Origin of the sequence: Stutzerimonas stutzeri (assembly GCF_024448955.1) — a bacterium.
Classification (GTDB): Bacteria; Pseudomonadota; Gammaproteobacteria; order Pseudomonadales; family Pseudomonadaceae; genus Stutzerimonas; species Stutzerimonas stutzeri_AQ.
On the sequence record NZ_JAMOIH010000001.1, the window covers coordinates 381,610 to 399,695 of the forward strand.

Below are 18,086 nucleotides of genomic sequence, written 5' to 3' on the forward strand. Positions count from 1 at the left end.
CACGACCAGGCCCTTGCGCAACCAGCGTTCAGCCGCCGTTTCCGGACGGCACCCCTTTCGACCCGCTCGGCAGAAGGAGTCACGGCCCGATTGCCGGGTGGGTCGATTCCAAACCTTAGGGCTTGCATTGACGAGCCCTAAGGTCTGGAATCGGCCCCAGACCTCATACAAGGAACCGCACATGACCCTCGATCCCCAAGCCCTGTTGCGCGAGCTGTTTGCCGCCGCCATCGATGCCGCCCATCCACGCCAGGTGCTGGCCGACCATCTACCCGCCGACCGCAGCGGACGGGCCATCGTCATCGGCGCGGGCAAGGCCGCCGCCGCCATGGCCGAAGCCATCGAAGCAGCCTGGGAAGGTGAGATTTCCGGCTTGGTGGTCACGCGTTACGGTCACGGTGCCGATTGCCGCAAGATCGAAGTGGTGGAAGCCGCGCATCCGGTGCCGGACGACGCTGGCGAGCGCGTCGCCCGCCGCGTACTGGAAATGGTCAGCAACCTTGAGGAAAGCGATCGGGTGATTTTCCTGCTTTCCGGTGGTGGCTCATCCCTGCTGGCGCTGCCGGCCGAGGGCATCAGCCTGGCCGACAAGCAGGCGATCAACAAGGCGCTGCTGCGTTCCGGCGCGCACATCGGCGAGATGAACTGCGTACGCAAGCACCTTTCGGCAATCAAGGGCGGACGACTGGCCAAGGCCTGCTGGCCAGCCAGCGTCTACACCTACGCGATTTCCGACGTACCCGGCGATGAAGCCACGGTGATCGCCTCCGGGCCAACGGTAGCCGACCCGACCACCAGCGCCGAAGCCCTGGAAATCCTTGCCCGCTACAACATCGAGATTCCGGCCAACGTGCGCCAGTGGCTGGAAGATCCGCGCTCGGAAACCGTGAAGGCGGACGACCCCTGCCTGTCGCGCAGCCATTTCCAGCTGATCGCCAAACCGCAGCAGTCGCTCGATGCGGCAGCCGAGAAAGCACGGGCTGCCGGGATCACGCCGTTGATCCTCGGTGACCTGGAAGGCGAATCGCGGGAAGTGGCCAAGGTCCATGCCGGCATCGCCCGTCAGGTGGTACTGCACGGCCAACCGATTGCCGCACCCTGCGTGATTCTCTCCGGCGGCGAAACCACGGTGACGATCCGTGGCGAAGGCCGCGGCGGACGCAACGCCGAGTTTCTGCTGAGCCTGACCGAGAATCTCAAGGGCCTGCCCGGCGTCTATGCGCTGGCCGGCGATACCGATGGCATCGACGGCTCGGAAGACAATGCCGGCGCGCTGATGACCCCGGACAGCTTCGCCCGCGCCGAAGCGCTGGGCCTGAGCGCGGCTGACGAGCTGGCGAACAACAATGGCTACGGTTACTTCCAAGCGCTCGATGCCTTGCTGATGACCGGCCCGACGCGCACCAACGTCAACGATTTCCGCGCAATTCTGGTTTTGCCACCATCCGCCTGAAGACGGAGCCAGCGCGCGTTTCTTATAACGATAACTGCCAGTGGAACCTGCCATGACGCCCGACAAGAAAGTCAAGATTCTCGCCACCCTCGGCCCGGTCACACGCAGCATCGATGACGTGCGCGCGCTGGTGGAAGCCGGGGTCAACCTGTTCCGCCTCAACTTCAGCCACGGCGAGCATGCCGACCATGCCGAGCGTTTCGGCTGGATTCGCGAGGTCGAGCGCCAGCTGAACCAGCCGATCGGCATCCTCATGGATCTGCAGGGGCCAAAGCTGCGCGTCGGGCGTTTCGCAGAGGGCAAGGTGCAGCTGGTGCGCGGGCAGACCCTGCGTCTGGATCTCGACCCGACACCTGGCGACGCCAGCCGGGTCAACCTGCCGCACCCGGAAATCATCGATGCCCTGCAGCCGGGCATGAGCCTGCTGGTCGATGACGGGCGTCTCAGCCTGACGGTGATCGCCAAGCATGCAGACGCCATCGAGACGCGCGTGGTGGCCGGCGGCGAGCTGTCCGACCGCAAGGGCGTCAACGTGCCCGAAGCGGTGCTGGAACTCAGTCCGCTGACCGAGAAAGACCGCCGCGACCTGAGCTTCGGCCTGGAATTGGGCGTCGACTGGGTAGCGCTGTCCTTCGTCCAACGTCCGCAGGACATTCACGAAGCGCGCGAACTGATTGGCGACCGCGCCTTCTTGATGGCCAAGATCGAGAAACCATCCGCGGTGCAGCACCTGCGCGAAATTGCCCGCCTATGCGACGCGATCATGGTCGCGCGTGGCGATCTGGGCGTGGAAGTACCGGCCGAAAGCGTGCCCCGCATCCAGAAGAACATCGTCCGCACCTGCCGCCAGCTCGGCCGGCCGGTGGTGGTGGCGACGCAGATGCTCGAATCCATGCGCTTCTCCCCTGCCCCGACCCGCGCCGAAGTCACTGACGTGGCCAACGCCGTGGCCGAAGGCGCCGACGCGGTGATGCTCTCAGCGGAAACCGCCTCGGGCGACTATCCGCTGGAAGCCGTGAGCATGATGAGCAAGATCATCCGCCAGGTGGAAAGTGGTCCGGACTTCCAGGCCCAGCTCGACGTCAACCGCCCGAGTGCCGAAGCGACGCTGCCCGATGCCATCAGCTGCGCAATCCGCCGGATCAGTGGCATCCTGCCGATCGCGGTGCTGGTCAACTACACCGAGTCCGGACGCTCCAGCCTGCGCGCCTCGCGCGAGCGGCCCAGCACGCCAATCCTCAGCCTGACTCCGAACGTCACTACCGCGCGCAAGCTGACAGTGGCCTGGGGCGTCTACTCGGTGATTGATGCGCCGATGCAGGACATGGAGCATGTCTGCCTCAACGCACTCGAACTGGCCCGTGCCCAGGGCATGGCCGGCACCGGTGATACGGTGCTGATTACCGCCGGGGTGCCGCTCGGCCAGCCGGGGACGACCAACTCGCTGCGGATCGAGATGCTCAACTGAGGTCAGGTACATATAGGGTGCGCTCCGCACACCAAGCGAGTCGAGGCTAGCGACGAATTGTGTCTGCACACGCGGCGTTTAACTGAGTCCGTTCCGGTGTGCGGAGCGCGCCATACAGGCCTTGTGGCTGTGATCCATGACGGCGAGCTTCGGCTCGTCGTTCTTCGTTTGTCTGAGCGATTCATCCCTGCAACGTAGCCCACTTACCTCCTGCCATAACATTAGATGCCCACTCTTCGCCCGTCGCGTTGCACCCTTGCCGTTCTGAACGGCTTCAGTCAGATATTTCTGCAGGCACATTCCGGCTGCGGTCTCCTGATCCTGCTGGCCATCGCCTTTCATGCGCCCGCGTTGCTGGCCGGAGCAGTGGTCGGCGCGCTGGTGGGTACGTTCAGCGCCGTCGCACTGGGTTATCGCCAATCCGATATCGATATCGGGCTCTACGGCTACAACGCGGCGCTGCTGGGCTTGCTGTTCGTGCTGCTGCTGGGGCTATCGGTGCTTACGCTTGGGCTGATTGCGCTCGGGGCCGTAATCGCCAATCTACTGCAGGTGCGCCTGATAGCTGCCATGCGCGAACGCAATTGGTTGCCCGGCTTCACGCTGCCCTTTGTGCTTTTCGGCTGGCTTGCCCTGGGCCTGGCGGGGGCACTCGATCTGGTCACTCAGGCGCGGCTCGACGCACCGCTGATACTGGATGGCCCGGCGTTGCTCTTCGCGGTCACCTCCGGTATCGGACAGGTAATCTTCCTCGGCCAACCGCTGGCCGGGTTATTGTTGCTGGTGGCCGTATGGCTGGCCGATCGCAGAGCCGCGGCCTGGATGCTATGCGGCTCGATCGGCGGCCTTGCCCTGGTACTGACGGCTGGCGGTTCGGAGCAGGAGGCCCTGGCCGGGCTGGCCGGCTACAACCCGGCCCTCGCCGCGCTGGCGGTCAGCCAGGTCCATCGCTCTTGGGTGGCGCCATTGCTGGCGATCATCGCGGCAGTACTGCTCAGGGCGGGATTCGACCGGCTGGGTCTGCCGCCACTGACCATGCCATTCATCATGGCTTGCTGGCTGGTCGCGCTGGGACAGCGTTGGCGATCCAGGCGAAGTGAACGCGTTTAGCCCTTGGTCGCACGCGGATCCTGATCGCGTGGGTAGGTCCGCTCTTCTTCGATCTGCCCGTCGAGGGTGTGAATCTTCACCGACGCGGTACGAAGCTTCATGTAGTCCCGCGTCTCGTTGACGATGTCCTCCTTGGTCGCCGCCTCCAGCAGTGCCCGCTTGTCCCCTTCCTCGCGCAGCACCCAGCGATCGCCGTCGTGCGTGATGTGGTAGTTCTCCATAGTTGCCTCCATAAGCTGCTCGATAGTCGAAGCTTGGAACGCTGGCGCGCGCAGCGGTTCGATACGTTCCCGGCGAATACGCAGGGTAACCATGACCCTACAAGGTTATTAAAACCGCATCTATCAGGGTCGTATTCACCAAGGGCCGTTGCGGCGCCCTTGATTCCGGTCAATTCCAGCCTGGAACGAATATCGCAAGGGTCACTTCGACCCGTCCGGCTGCTGCGCATCGCTTGCGACCACAAGAGAGACGGGCCCTCCCTATTACTGGAGTTTTCCATGCTTTGTGCCGAACAGCGTGCCCTGATCAAAGCCACCGTCCCGTTGCTGGAGACCGGTGGAGAAGCCCTGACCAATCACTTCTACAAGCTGATGCTGGCCGAACACCCCGAAGTGCGTCCCCTGTTCAATCAGGCGCACCAAGCCAGCGGCGATCAGCCGCGAGCGCTGGCCAACGGCGTGCTGATGTATGCCAAACATATCGATCGGTTGGATCAGCTCGGCGGTCTGGTATCTCAGGTAGTGAACAAGCACGTGGCCTTGCAAGTACTGCCGGAGCACTACCCCATTGTGGGCTCCTGCCTGCTACGAGCGATTCGCGAAGTGCTGGGCGAAGAGATTGCGACCGATGAGGTCATCGATGCCTGGGCCGCCGCTTATGGACAGCTCGCCGATATCCTCATCGACACTGAAGAACAGATGTACAGCGTGACGGCAGAGGCGCCCGGCGGCTGGCGTGGCGCGCGCGCGTTCCGGATTGCTCGCAAAGTAGTCGAGAGCAGCGAGATCACCTCGTTCTATTTGGAGCCCGGAGACGGCGGCGCGGTCGTTGCACACCAGCCTGGCCAGTACATCGGTCTGCGCCTGCTGGTAGATGGCGAGGAGATACGCCGCAACTATTCGCTCTCCGCTGCCAGCAACGGTCGTGACTACCGCATCAGCGTCAAACGCGAGCCTAACGGCGTCGCCTCCAACGCGCTGCACCGCATGGAGGAAGGCCAAAGCCTCGATTTGTTCGCCCCTGCTGGCGATTTCACCCTACAGCACAGCGACAAACCACTGGTGCTCATCAGCGGCGGTGTCGGGATCACGGCAACCCTGGCGATGCTCGAGGAAGCGGTCAAGACGGCTCGACCGATACATTTCATCCACTGCGCCCGCAATGCCGACACCCATGCGTTCCGCCGGACCATCGACACGCTGGTCGAGCGGCACGGCCAGCTCAAGCGTTTCTATTGCTACGACGAGCATCAGGGCGACGACAGCCAACCAGATGCCGTCGGCCTAATAACCGAGGAGCGGCTGGATGCCTGGCTGCCTGCCGATCGCGATCTGGATGCCTATTTCCTGGGCCCTAAACCCTTCATGGCGGCGATTCGCCGGCAGCTGCGAGCGCTTGGCGTACCGGAACAGCAAGCCCGCTACGAGTTTTTCGGGCCGGCTTCAGCGCTAGAGTGATTCAACCCGAACGGGCCACTTACCACCGGCCCGTCATCCACACCATCGTCACGAGGTAATTACGATGATCCTGCAACCGTTCGACCCGCACCGTCTGCTCAGCATCGCCAATCTGTCCATGGCGATCGGCCTGGTTCTGCTTTTGTTCGGCGTTGCAGGTGCCTACGTCTTCGATCGGCATCTGGCTCTGGGCGCGGTGGTCGGCTGCCATGCGCTGGTGATTCTGGGCCCCACCGCGCTCAAGATCGGCTATGTGATGCGGTTACTGGCACAGCGTCAATTAACGCTGGCCGCTTAATAAGTTTTATAAAAACTTCGATGTTGCCGTTTCGCTGTGCAACCATAACGCCATTAATAAAGAGCAGTTAGTAACCATTCGTCTGCCGCTTGTTCTTTTCTGGAAACTCCTGAGACGCAACCAAGCTCTGTATCCATGAAGGCTGGTGAAGTAGTACAGCCCCGCAGAAAGTCTCTATCCATCGAGGAGAAAAAGACATGGCAAACAAAAATCCTGGCAACTTTGCCAACGACCGCGAAAAGGCGTCTGAAGCTGGTAAGAAGGGCGGCCATAACAGCGGCGGCAACTTCGCCAACGACCGGGAAAAGGCCTCTGAAGCAGGCCGCAAAGGTGGTCAGAACAGCCACGGCGGTGGACGCAACAGCAACAGCTGATGCGCCTCGTTACAAAAAGGGCAAAGGGTAAAACCTTTGCCCTTTTTGTTTATCGGGGTTAATAAATCGTTATTAGCATCACGACAATATATCGACGCAACGGTTAACGCCCAATATGAACTATTAATTAATAATCAAAGAACTGAAAAAGGCGCGGGACATGAGCCAAACAACCAACGAAACGCCGCCGCTCAATACAGGCGATGAAGCCGTTCCGGGCACACCGGGTACTGGTGAAAATATCTGCCCTGTATGTAACGGCAGTGGACGCAACGAGTCCGGAGAATGCCAGAACTGTGGCGGCACGGGTAAGGTGATCGAAGGTATCGGCGGGGCCTGATATTAGGGTCTGTTGCCGTTTCGTCGCGAGCCGCGTCGCTGCGCCAAATATCGCCAGGCCGGGCGGCGTTCCGCAAGGCGCGGGACGCAGGTACTGTTGTTCCCTTGCCAAGTCCCGCAACGCCGCATGGCGACATTTGCCGCGCACCCCTTCGGGCCGGGCCTGTTTTTGCGCAAGGCGGCGTTTCTCATCGTTTATTTGGAATGACCAAACTTCACTCCTCTGCGATCCCCATGGATGGGTTGAATGCCGCAGGCCCGCCGGGAGCGGGCGCGGCCTTGCCTCGCGCAAAAACAAGCTCCGGCGCGGTCGCGAACGAAACGACAACAGACCCTAGCCTTCCCAGCAATCAGGAGCAGCCATGAGCGCCAGCATTTTCTCCGACCAAATCATTCAGAGCCTGCTGGATACCGACTATTACAAGCTGACAATGATGCAGGCGGTGCTGCATCACTACCCCAACGCCGAGGTCGAATGGGCCTTCCGCAGCCGATCAAAGGAAGATCTGGCGCCGTACCTGAACGACATTCGTCAGCAGATCGAGGCGCTCGCTGAACTCAAAATCAGCCAGGACGAACTCGCCTTTCTCGATCGCATCCCCTACATGCAGCCGGATTTCATCCGTTTCCTCGGGTTGTTCCGCTTCGACCTGCGCTACGTGCGCGCCGAACTCGAAGCAGGCGAACTGGTGATCTACCTACGCGGGCCCTGGCTCCATGTGATTCTGTTCGAAGTGCCGCTGCTGGCGATCATCAGTGAGGTGCGCAATCGAGCCCGCTACCCGAACGTAACGCTCGAACAGGCTAGCGACAGACTCGACGAAAAACTCCAGTGGCTGCGCGACGAAGCCACTGATGAAGAGCTGGCGGGGTTCAATCTCGCCGACTTCGGCACCCGCCGACGCTTCTCTTTTGCCGTGCAGGCGTTGATCGTCGAACGCTTGAAGCACCGGTTTCCCGGAAACTTCGTCGGCACCAGCAATGTTCATCTCGCCCGTACGCTCGATCTGAGGCCCATGGGCACCATGGCGCATGAATGGATCATGGCGCACCAGCAGTTGGGGCCCAGACTCATAGACAGCCAGAGCGCCGCCCTGGATTGCTGGGCCCGTGAATACCGCGGCGCGCTGGGCATCGCCATTACCGACTGCATCACCATGGATGCCTTCACGGCCGATTTCGATCTGTACCTGGCGAAACTCTTCGATGGCCTGCGCCACGACTCGGGCGATCCCATCGAATGGGCGGAAAAGGCCATCGCCCACTATCGCCAGCTCGGTATCGACCCGATGACGCGGCAACTGGTGTTCTCCGATGGTCTCGACTTCCCCAAGGCGCTTGGCATCTACCGCGCGTTGGCGGGACGCAGCAACACCAGCTTCGGTATCGGCACGCAGTTGACCTGTGACATACCAGGCGTTCAGCCGACCAACATGGTGATCAAGATGACCAGCTGCAACGGCCAACCGGTGGCCAAGATCTCCGACTCGCCAGGCAAAACCATGTGTCGCGACGAGGCTTTCGTCGCCTATCTCAAACATGTTTTCGGCGTGAACGACGACCGTTGAATTCCGGTACAGCGCGCCCGGCCAAGGCCGGGCGCGGAGGTCTCACCATTACACTGGGGCGCAGCTTGGCCGGTAGCGTTCTATCTATGAACGGCTTGGTACTGCCGCTCAAAGCAAATCCCCCCCCGTTGCCCCTCTGCCAGCTTCAACGACCGCTGATTTGCCCCTGCAAATTGGCAATCTGCGATTGCAGGGTGCTGATATTGCGTGTCATCTGCGCGCGGAAGGCGTCGAATTCGGACGTATTGACGCCAGGCGTGGCAGCGGGCCGGTTATCCAGCTCACTGCGCAGAATCAACATATCCTGCTCCAGCCGACTGACCGCCTGGCTGCCGTCGCCTCGCTGTTTTAGCGCGGCGATGTCCTTGCTCAAGCCGTCAAGCCGGGCAGACAAGTTACTCAGCCCATCGATCTGCGCCGACAGCTTGTTAAGCTCAGCCACCGAGCCCTGCAGACTCGCTAGCGAAGACTTGAGCCCCGCCTGTTCACCGGCCACGCCTTTGACGGTCTCGGTGAGCGTTGCGGTAGCGGACTGATGATCCCGCAGGTCGGTGGCGACGCGCCCGACACGTATCCCCTGCTCATCCAGGCGTTGGTCTTGATTGCCCTGTTTGCCGGTCAGACTCTGCAGTTGGGTCGTGATCGCGCGTTGCTGCTCAGCCAGATCCAGCGTTTGCTTTTCCAGTTGCTTGATACGCAACTTCAACGCTTCGCCTTCGGTCGTCACGTTGGACTCGGTGGCAACCATCTTTCCGGAAATATCCTGCAGCCGGCCGGCGGCGTCCTCGCTGATGCGCGCAAAGCTTTCCTGCGTGGCAACCAGTTGCACCTCCAGCCGGGAAATCTGCTGCATGCTCCACCAGCCCAGTGCCGCCAACAGGGCGAAAAGCGCCACGATCATGATCCACAGCGGCGCCGTGCTGGCAGCACGGCGCTTATGCCGCACATCGTCGGTACGGCCACTCGCAGGCCGGATGACCGGATCGAGTTCAGGCGCAGGATAGGGGTCGCGGTCACGGCCGGCGGTGAGGCTGGGTACGTGGTCCAATTCGTCGTGAGCATCGTTGCGCATGGGATACCTTTGGTAGCGCGAAGCGAGAAACAGCGCGCAGTATAACGATTCAGTGAAGCCACTTCAGCGGTGTGAATGTGGCAATCAGTGCACCTCGATCACGCGTTTGGCGCGGCCGCGGCTCAAGATCGTGCAGTCCAGCCGCAACAATGCGGTGCGATAACGGAACTGCTTAGTTGCTCCTGAAACAAGGCGAAACCGCCAAACCCAGACGCGACGGGACTGACAAGGAAATTCCACCGATGAAAGCGCCGCTAAAGCTGAACTTGGTACGCCCATTGCTTCGTCAGTCTTGCCATCGGATAGCGCTTTCCGACATGGATGTCGGGCCCTGAAATTCGAGTTCGGCGGGCAGCATCAGAAGGACGAATCGCCATGGAGTTCAACAAGGCTTTCCTGGATTGCATGCAGCACCTGCGCCGTCGCCTGCGCGACGAGCAGCAGCTGGATATCCGCCTGAGCCAGCCCGATGCCATTCAAGCTATGTTGACGGCCTGCCTCCGCTCGACAGATGAAATGACGCGCGAGCTCGGCAGACAATTGGCCACCTTCACTGACACACATACGCCCGTTACAGCTAAACCGGTCTCAATCGGCGATGGCGGCAAGCGTGAGCCTTCGGTACGCATCTATCGCGGGCAGCGGGTTCTCGGCTGAGCACTCAGTCCACCAGCCATTGCCTCGCCGAGTGCGTCAGCTGCCGGGTAAGTTCAGCAAGCAACTCACCGCCGTTGCGCCAGTGATGCCAGTAAAGCGGAACGTCGATCGGCTTACCACGAAACACATCCACCAGAGCGCCGCTGGCAAGCTCGGCACGTACCTGGAGTTCAGGCACCAGGCCCCAGCCCAAGTCACTTTCCAACAAGCGAACGAATCCCTCCGATGACGGGCAAAGGTGGTGGCTGAAGGCGCCGCTCAAACCCAGCGAGGCCAGATAGCGATGCTGCAACTGATCATCCGGCCCGAAGACAATGGCCGGGGCCCGCAACAAGGCTTCCGCCGGTGCGTTGCCAGGGAGGTGACGCGCAATGAATGCTGGGCTGGCAAGGGCGCGATAGCGCATGGCACCGAGAAACTGACTGCGAGCTCCGGCCAAGGGGCGCTCCACAGCGCAAACACAGGCAGCCACTTCCCCGGCTCGCATACGCTTGAGACCTACCGCCTGATCTTCCAACACATGATCGAGCACAACCCCGTGCTCGGTGCAGAACGGGGCCACCGCTTCCGCCCACCAAGTCGCGAGGCTATCGGAATTCAAGGCGATGCGCAGCCGCTCGGGCAGGCGATTTTCGTCCAGCTCCGGTACCTGACCCTGTAAATCTCGCTCCAACAAACGCACCTGTTGCACATGGTTGAGCAGGCGTCGGCCCACCTCGGTCGGCTGCGGCGGCGTGGCGCGCAGCAGTACCGGCTGGCCCAGCCGAGCCTCCAGCAATTTGATGCGCTGGGAAATCGCCGATTGAGACAGCCCCAGTGCCTGCGCGGCCCGATCGAAACCGGCCTGCTCGACCACCGCAGCCAGAGCCGCCAACAGTTTGTAGTCGAACATCAGATTTCCTTATATGGCATCAGCATATTTCGTTTTCCTTATACGTAAGAGCCACCGAGACTGCGAGCCGTCTTTCAATGGAAACAGGCAGCAAGACATGTGGCAGAGCTATTTCAACGGGTTATTGGTCACGGCGGGCTTGATCATCGCCATCGGCGCGCAAAACGCGTTCGTCCTGGCCCAAAGTCTGCGACGCGAACACCATCTACCGGTCGCCGCGCTGTGCATTCTCTGCGACATCCTGCTGGTCAGCGTCGGGGTCTTCGGCCTCGCTGCGGTGCTTGCGGAGAACCCGCTGCTGCTACAAATCACCCGTTGGGGTGGCGTAACGTTCTTACTGTTTTATGGCGTCATCGCCCTGCGCCGTGCGGCACGACCGCAAGCCTTGCTTGAAGATACCCAGCGCGCCCCGCGCTCCCTGCGCAGCGTGCTGCTGGCCGCGTTGGCAGTCACCTTGCTCAACCCGCACGTCTACCTCGATACGGTATTACTGATTGGCTCCCTCGGCGCCCAGCAACCCGAGCCCGGCGCCTATACGCTTGGGGCTGCGAGCGCATCGACCCTGTGGTTCCTGATTCTCGCGCTCGGCGGAGCCTGGCTGGCACCCTGGCTGGCGCGGCCGCTGACCTGGCGCCTGATCGATCTGGGTGTGGCAGCAATGATGTTCGCCATCGCAGCACAACTGGTTGTCCTCGCCTGAGGAACACCGGCCCCGATCGAGTGTCCACGCAGAGGGCTTTTCAGCACCACCATTCCCAGTGCTGACCTTCCACTGGGTCGCTCTGGCTTCGGTTTTCCACACAGTTGGCGCGTGGTTTTGCCACAGGGTGGGTGCTATGATCCCTGGTTCGCGGGCATGGAGCGGAATGTTTCAGCCCGCCATCACGGCCGCCCGTGAACGGCCAAAGAATGCGCACGCATGTAGCGAGCGAAGGGCAAGACAGGCGTAAACGGACGAGCATCAGTGCAGTAGTTTCCCCGTTCCGCGAGGCGCTGATCATCAGCGCAGACTGCCTCCTTCCGAGCCGCATCTATTCTCGACACCTGAGCAGGAGATACACCATGGCTTTCGAATTGCCGCCGCTTCCGTTTGAAAAGAATGCCCTCGAGCCGCACATTTCCGCCGAGACTTTCGAATACCACCACGGCAAGCATCACCAGGCCTACGTCACCAACCTGAACAACCTGATCCCGGGCACCGAGTTCGAAGGCAAGGATCTGGAAACCATCATCAAGACCTCCTCCGGCGGCATCTTCAACAATGCCGCTCAGGTCTGGAACCACACCTTCTTCTGGAACTGCATGGCACCGAACGCCGGTGGCCAGCCGACCGGCGCCCTGGCTGATGCCATCAACGCCGCTTTCGGCGACTTCGACAAGTTCAAGGAAGAGTTCACCAAGACCGCCATCGGCACCTTCGGCTCCGGCTGGGCCTGGCTGGTGAAGAAGTCCGACGGCAGCGTCGGCCTGGCGAGCACCATCGGTGCCGGCAACCCGATGACCGCTGGTGACAAGCCGCTGCTGACCTGCGACGTCTGGGAACACGCCTACTACATCGACTACCGCAATGCTCGTCCGAAATTCGTCGAAGCATTCTGGAACGTGGTGAACTGGGACTTCGTCGCGAAGAACTTCGCTGGCTGAGACACCCTGCTAGCAACACGGGACGGCTCACCCGCCCCGTGACGCTCGCAACCGAAGTGCCCGCATCCCGGTGATGCGGGCATTTTCGTTTCAGGCACCCGCGCAGCTGCCGAGCCCAGGCAAGTGCCTAGACGGTATCGACTATGCTTGTCAGCCCGTCTCTCTCGGAGCTTATCCAATGTCCAACACAGTGTTGATCATCGGCGCATCACGCGGTCTCGGCCTGGGTCTGGCCAAACAGTTCGCCAGCGAAGGATGGCAAGTGATCGCGACCATTCGTGATCCCGAGCGCGCGAATGAGCTGGAGGCCGTCGCGAATATTCGTATCGAAGTGCTGGATATAGATGATGTCGCCGGCCTCGACAGGCTCATCCAGCGGCTGTCGGGCATTACGCTGGATGTCCTCTACATCAACGCCGGTATTTCCGGCTCTCGTACGCTCTCGGCCGATACAGCGACACATGAGCAAGTCGGTCAGCTGTTCACGACCAACGCAATCGCGCCGGTACGACTGGCAAAGCGCATGCTGCCGCTGGTCGATCCGAGCAACGGCGTCATTACCTTCATGAGCTCGATCATGGGCAGCGTCGAGACCGGGCCCGGTATGGGCATGCCGCTTTATGGCGCGAGCAAGGCGGCACTCAACCATCTGACCCGGACTTTCGTGGCCGAACTCGGAGAACAGACGGGCCTTACGGTGCTGTCGATGCATCCCGGGTGGGTCAAGACAGATATGGGCGGAGCGGAGGCACCGTTGGATGTCGAAACCAGTTGCCGCGGCATGGTCGAGCAGGTCAAGCGCGCTGCCGGCCAGGGCGGTCATCGCTTCATCGATTATCAGGGCGAGACATTGCCCTGGTGAAGCAATGAACCGTACCGTTCAGGCGCCGGAAACGACGATGCGAGTGGCAACGTGAGTCATCACTCGCATCGAGGCTCTACCAGCAATCCAGGATTTTGAAGCTTACGCCTTTGGCAGCGTTACTCCGCGCTGGCCCTGATACTTACCGCCGCGATCACGGTAAGACGTCTCGCACTCTTCATCCGATTCAAGGAAGAGCATCTGCGCGACACCCTCGTTGGCGTAGATCTTCGCCGGCAGCGTAGTGGTGTTGGAGAATTCCAGCGTCACGTGCCCTTCCCACTCCGGCTCAAGCGGCGTCACGTTGACAATGATGCCGCAGCGGGCATAGGTGCTCTTGCCTAGGCAAATAGTCAGCACGTTACGTGGAATGCGGAAGTACTCGACGGTACGGGCCAAGGCAAAGGAATTCGGCGGAATGATGCAGACGTCGCTCTGGATATCGACGAAGCTCTTCTCGTCGAAATTCTTCGGATCGACGGTTGCTGAGTTGATGTTGGTGAAAACCTTGAATTCATCGGCGCAGCGCACGTCGTAGCCGTAACTGGACACGCCGTAAGAAATCAGTCTTTCGTTGCCCTCGGTGCGCACCTGGCGCTCGACGTAGGGCTCGATCATGCCGTGCTCCTGGGCCATCCGGCGAATCCACTTGTCCGATTTGATGCTCATGGCTGGCGTCCTGATATGGCTGGTGGGCGTTAGATAAGGTGCGCATCTTACCGAGGCCATGAAGCCGGTTCAAAGGCCGTGACCCAAGACCTTGCGTCGCATCTCTGACGCTTTGGCCGGAAACTGAAAATAATGCTCGCATTGCGACAGAAATGGAGTATCTTTCCTTGGCTGCTGCTGCATGTGTCACCGTGAATCGCTACATGTTTAGATTTCGATCCGATCATTGCTACGACTCCTAACTCCTTGCACACAGTCACCGTTCGGGGTATTTGCCCGTTCAAATCATCTCTACATTGTTCAAGGAGACATTCAAATGTCCAATCGCCAAACCGGTACCGTTAAGTGGTTCAACGATGAAAAAGGCTTCGGCTTCATCACTCCGCAATCCGGTGACGACCTCTTCGTACACTTCCGCGCCATCCAGGGCGACGGTTTCAAGAGCCTGAAAGAAGGCCAGCAAGTTTCCTTCGTCGCTACTCGCGGCCAGAAGGGCATGCAAGCTGAGGAAGTTCAGGTTATCTAACCTGAAGCTTCTTTAAGAAAAGCCCCGCTTCGGCGGGGCTTTTTTGTGCCTGAGATTTGCCAGTCAGCACAGCTCGGCAGAGGCGACGCCAAGCGCCGCCTTACCCTCTCGGTCAGTCGTCGGTCACCATGATGTTCGGCATGGACTGGGCGATGATCTGCCCACTCTGCGAGATTCGCGCACCGACTGTTCGCGCCACTTGTTGATAAATCATGGCGATCTGGCTTTCCGGATCAGCAATGGCCGTCGGCTTGCCAGCGTCAGCCTGGCTGCGGATAGCCATGGACAGCGGCAGCGAAGCCAGCAGGTCGACGTTGTATTCACCCGCCAGCTTCTCGCCGCCCCCTTCACCGAACAAATGCTCGGCGTGGCCGCAATTTGAGCAGATGTGAATGGCCATGTTCTCCACCACACCCAGCACCGGGATGTTCACCTTGCGGAACATCTCAACGCCTTTCTTGGCGTCCAGTAGCGCCAGATCCTGCGGCGTGGTGACGATCACCGAACCGGTCACCGGGACCTTCTGCGCTAAGGTCAGCTGGATGTCACCGGTACCCGGCGGCATGTCCACCACCAGATAGTCGAGATCGTTCCAGGCGGTCTGAGTGATCAATTGCAACAAGGCCCCGGAAACCATCGGGCCGCGCCAGACCATCGGCGTCTTGTCGTCAGCCAGAAACGCCATGGACATCAGCTGTACGCCATGCGCCTCCAGCGGCACGAACCACTTCTGATCACGAATCTGCGGCTTGGTCCCCTCGGGAATGCCAAACATGATGCCCTGGCTCGGCCCGTAGATATCGGCGTCCAGCACACCAACACGCGCGCCTTCGCGGGCCAGCGCCAGCGCCAGATTGGCCGCAGTGGTGGACTTGCCGACACCGCCCTTGCCGGAAGCCACCGCGATGATGTTCTTCACATTGGACAGGGCCGGCACCTGGTCCTGCGCCTTGTGCGGCTTGATTACGCAGTCGACCTGGACGTCAGCACGCGTCACGCCTTCGAGCTGCTCGATAGCCATCGCGAGCATTTGCGCCCAACCGCTGCGAAACAGCCCGGCGGCGTAGCCCAGCTCGATCTGTACGCTGACGCGGTCGCCCTGAATCTCGATGGAACGTACACAACCGGCGCTCACTGGGTCCTGGTTCAAGTTCGGGTCGGTGTACTGGCGCAGTACGGCTTCGACAGCTTCGCGTGTGACGGTCATGACTACTCCCAAGAAAACCTAGTAAAACAGACGGGCATCTTACCCCGTGGTGCCGTATGGACTCATCAACCGCGTCAACATGGCGCGGCACTTGGCATCTGACCGACATCAGCCGCGCCAGTGCGGGTGAAAAAAAAACGTCGCACCTTTATAGTGACCAGCTCACTTCGCAACCCCGACTGCAGATTTCCCCCATGTCCGAAGCCCGTCAGATCCTCGTTACCAGTGCCCTGCCCTACGCCAACGGTTCGATCCACCTTGGCCACATGCTCGAGTACATCCAGACGGACATGTGGGTGCGCTTTCAGAAGCTGCGCGGCAACCAGTGCATTTATGTATGTGCCGACGACGCCCATGGCTCGGCCATCATGTTGCGCGCCGAAAAGGAAGGCATCACGCCCGAGCAACTGATCGCCAACGTGCAGGCCGAACACAGCGCCGATTTCGCGGACTTCCTGGTTAATTTCGACAACTTCTACTCGACCCACTCGGAAGAGAACCGCGAGTTGTCCGAGATGATCTACACCCGCTTGCGCGACGCCGGCCACATCGCAACCCGCTCGGTGACCCAGTACTTCGATCCCGAGAAAGGCATGTTCCTCGCCGACCGCTTCATCAAGGGCACCTGCCCGAAGTGTGCGGCCGAAGACCAGTACGGCGACAACTGCGAAAAGTGCGGCGCCACCTACGAGCCCACCGAACTGAAGAACCCACGCTCGGCCATCTCCGGCGCCACTCCGGTGCTGCGCGACTCCAAGCACTTCTTCTTCAAGCTGCCCGATTTCGAAGCGATGCTCAAAGAGTGGACTCGCAGCGGCAGCCTGCAGGACTCGGTCGCCAACAAGATCGCCGAATGGCTCGATGGCGGCCTGCACGAGTGGGACATCTCCCGCGATGCGCCCTACTTCGGCTTCGAGATTCCCGACGAGCCCGGCAAGTATTTCTACGTCTGGCTGGATGCGCCCATCGGCTACATGGCGAGCTTCAAGAACCTCTGCGCGCGCCGTCCGGAACTGGATTTCGATGCGTTCTGGAAGAAAGACTCCACCACCGAGCTCTATCACTTCATCGGCAAGGACATCATCAACTTCCACACCCTGTTCTGGCCCGCCATGCTCGAAGGCGCCGGCCTGCGCAAGCCCACCGCCGTTGCGGTGCATGGCTACCTGACGGTGAACGGGCAGAAAATGTCCAAGTCGCGCGGCACCTTTATCAAGGCGCGCACCTACCTCCAACACCTGAACCCGGAATACCTGCGCTATTACTACGCGGCCAAACTAGGTCGCGGCGTGGATGACCTGGACCTGAACCTCGAAGACTTTGTGCAAAAGGTCAACTCCGACCTCGTCGGCAAAGTCGTCAACATCGCCAGCCGTTGCGCCGGGTTCATCCACAAGGGCAACGGCGGCCTCATGGTCGAGCGCAACGCCGCACCGGAACTCACCGACGCCTTCCAGACCGCCGCACCGTCCATTGCCGACGCTTATGAAAGTCGCGACTTCGCTCGCGCCATGCGCGAAATCATGGCGCTGGCCGATCGCGCCAATGCCTGGATTGCCGACAAGGCACCCTGGGCACTGAACAAGCAGGAAGGCATGCAGGATGAAGTCCAAGCGATCTGCGCCACCGGCATCAACCTGTTCCGCCAACTGGTGATTTTCCTCAAGCCGGTGCTGCCGAACCTGGCCGCCGACGCCGAGCGCTTCCTGAATGTCGAGCCGCTAGGCTGGACCGACCTGCAAACGCTGCTGACCAATCATCAGCTGAACGCCTTTACCCCGCTACTGACCCGTATCGAGCCTGCCAAAATCGAAGCCATGATCGAATCCTCCAAGGAAGACCTCGCCTCCACCGAAACCGCCGCCCAGCCGAGCGGCAATGGAGAGCTGACCAAAGAGCCTATCGCCGCCGAAATCGCCTTCGACGCCTTTGCAGCGGTCGACCTGCGCATCGCGCTGATCGAGAAGTGCGAATTCGTGGAAGGCGCCGACAAGCTGCTGCGCCTGACGCTCGACATTGGCGATGCCAAGCGCAACGTGTTCTCCGGCATCAAGAGCGCCTACCCGGACCCAAGCAAACTGGAAGGCCGCCTAACGCTGTACGTTGCCAACCTCGCCGCACGCAAGATGAAGTTCGGCGTCTCCGAAGGCATGGTGCTGGCCGCCGGCCCTGGCGGTGAAGAAATCTACCTGCTCAGCCCCGACAGCGGCGCCAAGCCAGGTCAACGCGTCAAGTAACGACCTGTATGAAGAGCCCGGTGCAATGCCG

At 60.9% G+C, this 18,086-nt stretch carries 19 protein-coding genes; 14 read left to right on the forward strand and 5 right to left on the reverse strand.

Annotated elements, in window-relative coordinates:
* Positions 1-181: 181 nt before the first annotated feature.
* From NA645_RS01840 to NA645_RS01850, 3 genes are all read left to right on the forward strand, one after another.
* On the forward strand, positions 182-1,453 hold the full coding sequence (locus NA645_RS01840; protein ID WP_256047232.1) for a glycerate kinase type-2 family protein: 1,272 nt from the start codon (positions 182-184) through the stop codon (positions 1,451-1,453).
* Between the two features lie 52 nt (positions 1,454-1,505).
* On the forward strand, positions 1,506-2,921 hold the full coding sequence (pyk, locus tag NA645_RS01845; RefSeq protein WP_256047233.1) for a pyruvate kinase: 1,416 nt from the start codon (positions 1,506-1,508) through the stop codon (positions 2,919-2,921).
* Positions 2,922-3,146: 225 nt separating this feature from the next.
* Positions 3,147-4,031: an urea transporter gene (locus NA645_RS01850; RefSeq protein WP_256047234.1), complete on the forward strand. Its 885-nt coding sequence runs from the start codon at positions 3,147-3,149 to the stop codon at positions 4,029-4,031.
* Here the strand turns inward: NA645_RS01850 and NA645_RS01855 are convergent.
* On the reverse strand, positions 4,028-4,252 hold the full coding sequence (locus tag NA645_RS01855) for a DUF2188 domain-containing protein (protein WP_256047235.1): 225 nt from the start codon (positions 4,250-4,252) through the stop codon (positions 4,028-4,030). The two genes, NA645_RS01850 and NA645_RS01855, sit on opposite strands and share 4 nt — an antisense overlap.
* Before the next feature lie 279 nt (positions 4,253-4,531).
* Between NA645_RS01855 and hmpA the strand changes: the two genes are divergently transcribed.
* From hmpA to pncB, 5 genes are all read left to right on the forward strand, one after another.
* Positions 4,532-5,710 carry an NO-inducible flavohemoprotein gene (gene hmpA / locus NA645_RS01860; protein WP_256047236.1) on the forward strand — a complete coding sequence of 393 codons (1,179 nt, stop codon included), beginning with the start codon at positions 4,532-4,534 and terminating at the stop codon, positions 5,708-5,710.
* Between the two features lie 64 nt (positions 5,711-5,774).
* Positions 5,775-6,008, forward strand: a complete 234-nt coding sequence (locus tag NA645_RS01865) for a hypothetical protein (protein WP_272891925.1) — start codon at positions 5,775-5,777, stop codon at positions 6,006-6,008.
* A gap of 197 nt (positions 6,009-6,205) precedes the next feature.
* Complete coding sequence (locus NA645_RS01870) at positions 6,206-6,382, forward strand: general stress protein (RefSeq protein ID WP_019342274.1); 177 nt, start codon at positions 6,206-6,208, stop codon at positions 6,380-6,382.
* A gap of 160 nt (positions 6,383-6,542) precedes the next feature.
* Positions 6,543-6,722, forward strand: a complete 180-nt coding sequence (locus NA645_RS01875; protein ID WP_256047237.1) for a hypothetical protein — start codon at positions 6,543-6,545, stop codon at positions 6,720-6,722.
* A gap of 361 nt (positions 6,723-7,083) precedes the next feature.
* A complete protein-coding gene (gene pncB, locus NA645_RS01880) occupies positions 7,084-8,289 on the forward strand; it encodes a nicotinate phosphoribosyltransferase (protein WP_256047238.1) in 1,206 nt (401 codons plus the stop codon).
* Positions 8,290-8,434: 145 nt separating this feature from the next.
* On the opposite strand, the gene NA645_RS01885 is transcribed toward pncB, so the two are convergent.
* Positions 8,435-9,361, reverse strand: coding sequence for an ATPase (locus tag NA645_RS01885; protein WP_256047239.1), 927 nt, complete (start codon positions 9,359-9,361; stop codon positions 8,435-8,437).
* Between the two features lie 375 nt (positions 9,362-9,736).
* On the opposite strand from NA645_RS01885, the gene NA645_RS01890 reads away from it, so the two are divergent.
* Complete coding sequence (locus NA645_RS01890; RefSeq protein WP_256047240.1) at positions 9,737-10,018, forward strand: hypothetical protein; 282 nt, start codon at positions 9,737-9,739, stop codon at positions 10,016-10,018.
* A 4-nt stretch (positions 10,019-10,022) separates the two neighbouring features.
* On the opposite strand, the gene NA645_RS01895 is transcribed toward NA645_RS01890, so the two are convergent.
* Complete coding sequence (locus NA645_RS01895) at positions 10,023-10,910, reverse strand: LysR family transcriptional regulator ArgP (protein WP_256047241.1); 888 nt, start codon at positions 10,908-10,910, stop codon at positions 10,023-10,025.
* A 97-nt stretch (positions 10,911-11,007) separates the two neighbouring features.
* On the opposite strand from NA645_RS01895, the gene NA645_RS01900 reads away from it, so the two are divergent.
* From NA645_RS01900 to NA645_RS01910, 3 genes are all read left to right on the forward strand, one after another.
* Positions 11,008-11,610 carry a LysE/ArgO family amino acid transporter gene (locus NA645_RS01900; RefSeq protein ID WP_256047242.1) on the forward strand — a complete coding sequence of 201 codons (603 nt, stop codon included), beginning with the start codon at positions 11,008-11,010 and terminating at the stop codon, positions 11,608-11,610.
* Between the two features lie 362 nt (positions 11,611-11,972).
* Entirely contained in the window at positions 11,973-12,554 is a 582-nt protein-coding gene (locus NA645_RS01905) for a superoxide dismutase (RefSeq protein WP_037023489.1), read from the forward strand.
* Positions 12,555-12,732: 178 nt separating this feature from the next.
* On the forward strand, positions 12,733-13,416 hold the full coding sequence (locus NA645_RS01910) for an SDR family oxidoreductase (RefSeq protein WP_256047243.1): 684 nt from the start codon (positions 12,733-12,735) through the stop codon (positions 13,414-13,416).
* A gap of 102 nt (positions 13,417-13,518) precedes the next feature.
* On the opposite strand, the gene dcd is transcribed toward NA645_RS01910, so the two are convergent.
* Entirely contained in the window at positions 13,519-14,085 is a 567-nt protein-coding gene (gene dcd / locus NA645_RS01915; RefSeq protein ID WP_256047244.1) for a dCTP deaminase, read from the reverse strand.
* A gap of 316 nt (positions 14,086-14,401) precedes the next feature.
* Between dcd and NA645_RS01920 the strand changes: the two genes are divergently transcribed.
* Complete coding sequence (locus tag NA645_RS01920; protein WP_003282211.1) at positions 14,402-14,611, forward strand: cold-shock protein; 210 nt, start codon at positions 14,402-14,404, stop codon at positions 14,609-14,611.
* 112 nt (positions 14,612-14,723) lie between these two features.
* Here the strand turns inward: NA645_RS01920 and apbC are convergent, their stop codons facing one another.
* Positions 14,724-15,818, reverse strand: a complete 1,095-nt coding sequence (apbC, locus tag NA645_RS01925; protein ID WP_256047245.1) for an iron-sulfur cluster carrier protein ApbC — start codon at positions 15,816-15,818, stop codon at positions 14,724-14,726.
* Positions 15,819-16,012: 194 nt separating this feature from the next.
* Between apbC and metG the strand changes: the two genes are divergently transcribed.
* The gene (metG, locus tag NA645_RS01930; protein WP_256047246.1) at positions 16,013-18,055 is read left to right on the forward strand and encodes a methionine--tRNA ligase; all 2,043 of its coding nucleotides are present in this window, start codon (positions 16,013-16,015) and stop codon (positions 18,053-18,055) included.
* Positions 18,056-18,086: the final 31 nt, after the last annotated feature.

What these genes read in the sequence shown, in the direction of transcription:
- NA645_RS01840 (WP_256047232.1), top strand. Translation starts at nt 182, where the DNA reads ATGACCCTCGATCCCCAAGCCCTGTTGCGCGAGCTGTTTGCCGCCGCC.
- pyk (WP_256047233.1), top strand. Translation starts at nt 1,506, where the DNA reads ATGACGCCCGACAAGAAAGTCAAGATTCTCGCCACCCTCGGCCCGGTC.
- NA645_RS01850 (WP_256047234.1), top strand. Translation starts at nt 3,147, where the DNA reads ATGCCCACTCTTCGCCCGTCGCGTTGCACCCTTGCCGTTCTGAACGGC.
- NA645_RS01855 (WP_256047235.1), bottom strand. Translation starts at nt 4,252, where the DNA reads ATGGAGAACTACCACATCACGCACGACGGCGATCGCTGGGTGCTGCGC.
- hmpA (WP_256047236.1), top strand. Translation starts at nt 4,532, where the DNA reads ATGCTTTGTGCCGAACAGCGTGCCCTGATCAAAGCCACCGTCCCGTTG.
- NA645_RS01865 (WP_272891925.1), top strand. Translation starts at nt 5,775, where the DNA reads ATGATCCTGCAACCGTTCGACCCGCACCGTCTGCTCAGCATCGCCAAT.
- NA645_RS01870 (WP_019342274.1), top strand. Translation starts at nt 6,206, where the DNA reads ATGGCAAACAAAAATCCTGGCAACTTTGCCAACGACCGCGAAAAGGCG.
- NA645_RS01875 (WP_256047237.1), top strand. Translation starts at nt 6,543, where the DNA reads ATGAGCCAAACAACCAACGAAACGCCGCCGCTCAATACAGGCGATGAA.
- pncB (WP_256047238.1), top strand. Translation starts at nt 7,084, where the DNA reads ATGAGCGCCAGCATTTTCTCCGACCAAATCATTCAGAGCCTGCTGGAT.
- NA645_RS01885 (WP_256047239.1), bottom strand. Translation starts at nt 9,361, where the DNA reads ATGCGCAACGATGCTCACGACGAATTGGACCACGTACCCAGCCTCACC.
- NA645_RS01890 (WP_256047240.1), top strand. Translation starts at nt 9,737, where the DNA reads ATGGAGTTCAACAAGGCTTTCCTGGATTGCATGCAGCACCTGCGCCGT.
- NA645_RS01895 (WP_256047241.1), bottom strand. Translation starts at nt 10,910, where the DNA reads ATGTTCGACTACAAACTGTTGGCGGCTCTGGCTGCGGTGGTCGAGCAG.
- NA645_RS01900 (WP_256047242.1), top strand. Translation starts at nt 11,008, where the DNA reads ATGTGGCAGAGCTATTTCAACGGGTTATTGGTCACGGCGGGCTTGATC.
- NA645_RS01905 (WP_037023489.1), top strand. Translation starts at nt 11,973, where the DNA reads ATGGCTTTCGAATTGCCGCCGCTTCCGTTTGAAAAGAATGCCCTCGAG.
- NA645_RS01910 (WP_256047243.1), top strand. Translation starts at nt 12,733, where the DNA reads ATGTCCAACACAGTGTTGATCATCGGCGCATCACGCGGTCTCGGCCTG.
- dcd (WP_256047244.1), bottom strand. Translation starts at nt 14,085, where the DNA reads ATGAGCATCAAATCGGACAAGTGGATTCGCCGGATGGCCCAGGAGCAC.
- NA645_RS01920 (WP_003282211.1), top strand. Translation starts at nt 14,402, where the DNA reads ATGTCCAATCGCCAAACCGGTACCGTTAAGTGGTTCAACGATGAAAAA.
- apbC (WP_256047245.1), bottom strand. Translation starts at nt 15,818, where the DNA reads ATGACCGTCACACGCGAAGCTGTCGAAGCCGTACTGCGCCAGTACACC.
- metG (WP_256047246.1), top strand. Translation starts at nt 16,013, where the DNA reads ATGTCCGAAGCCCGTCAGATCCTCGTTACCAGTGCCCTGCCCTACGCC.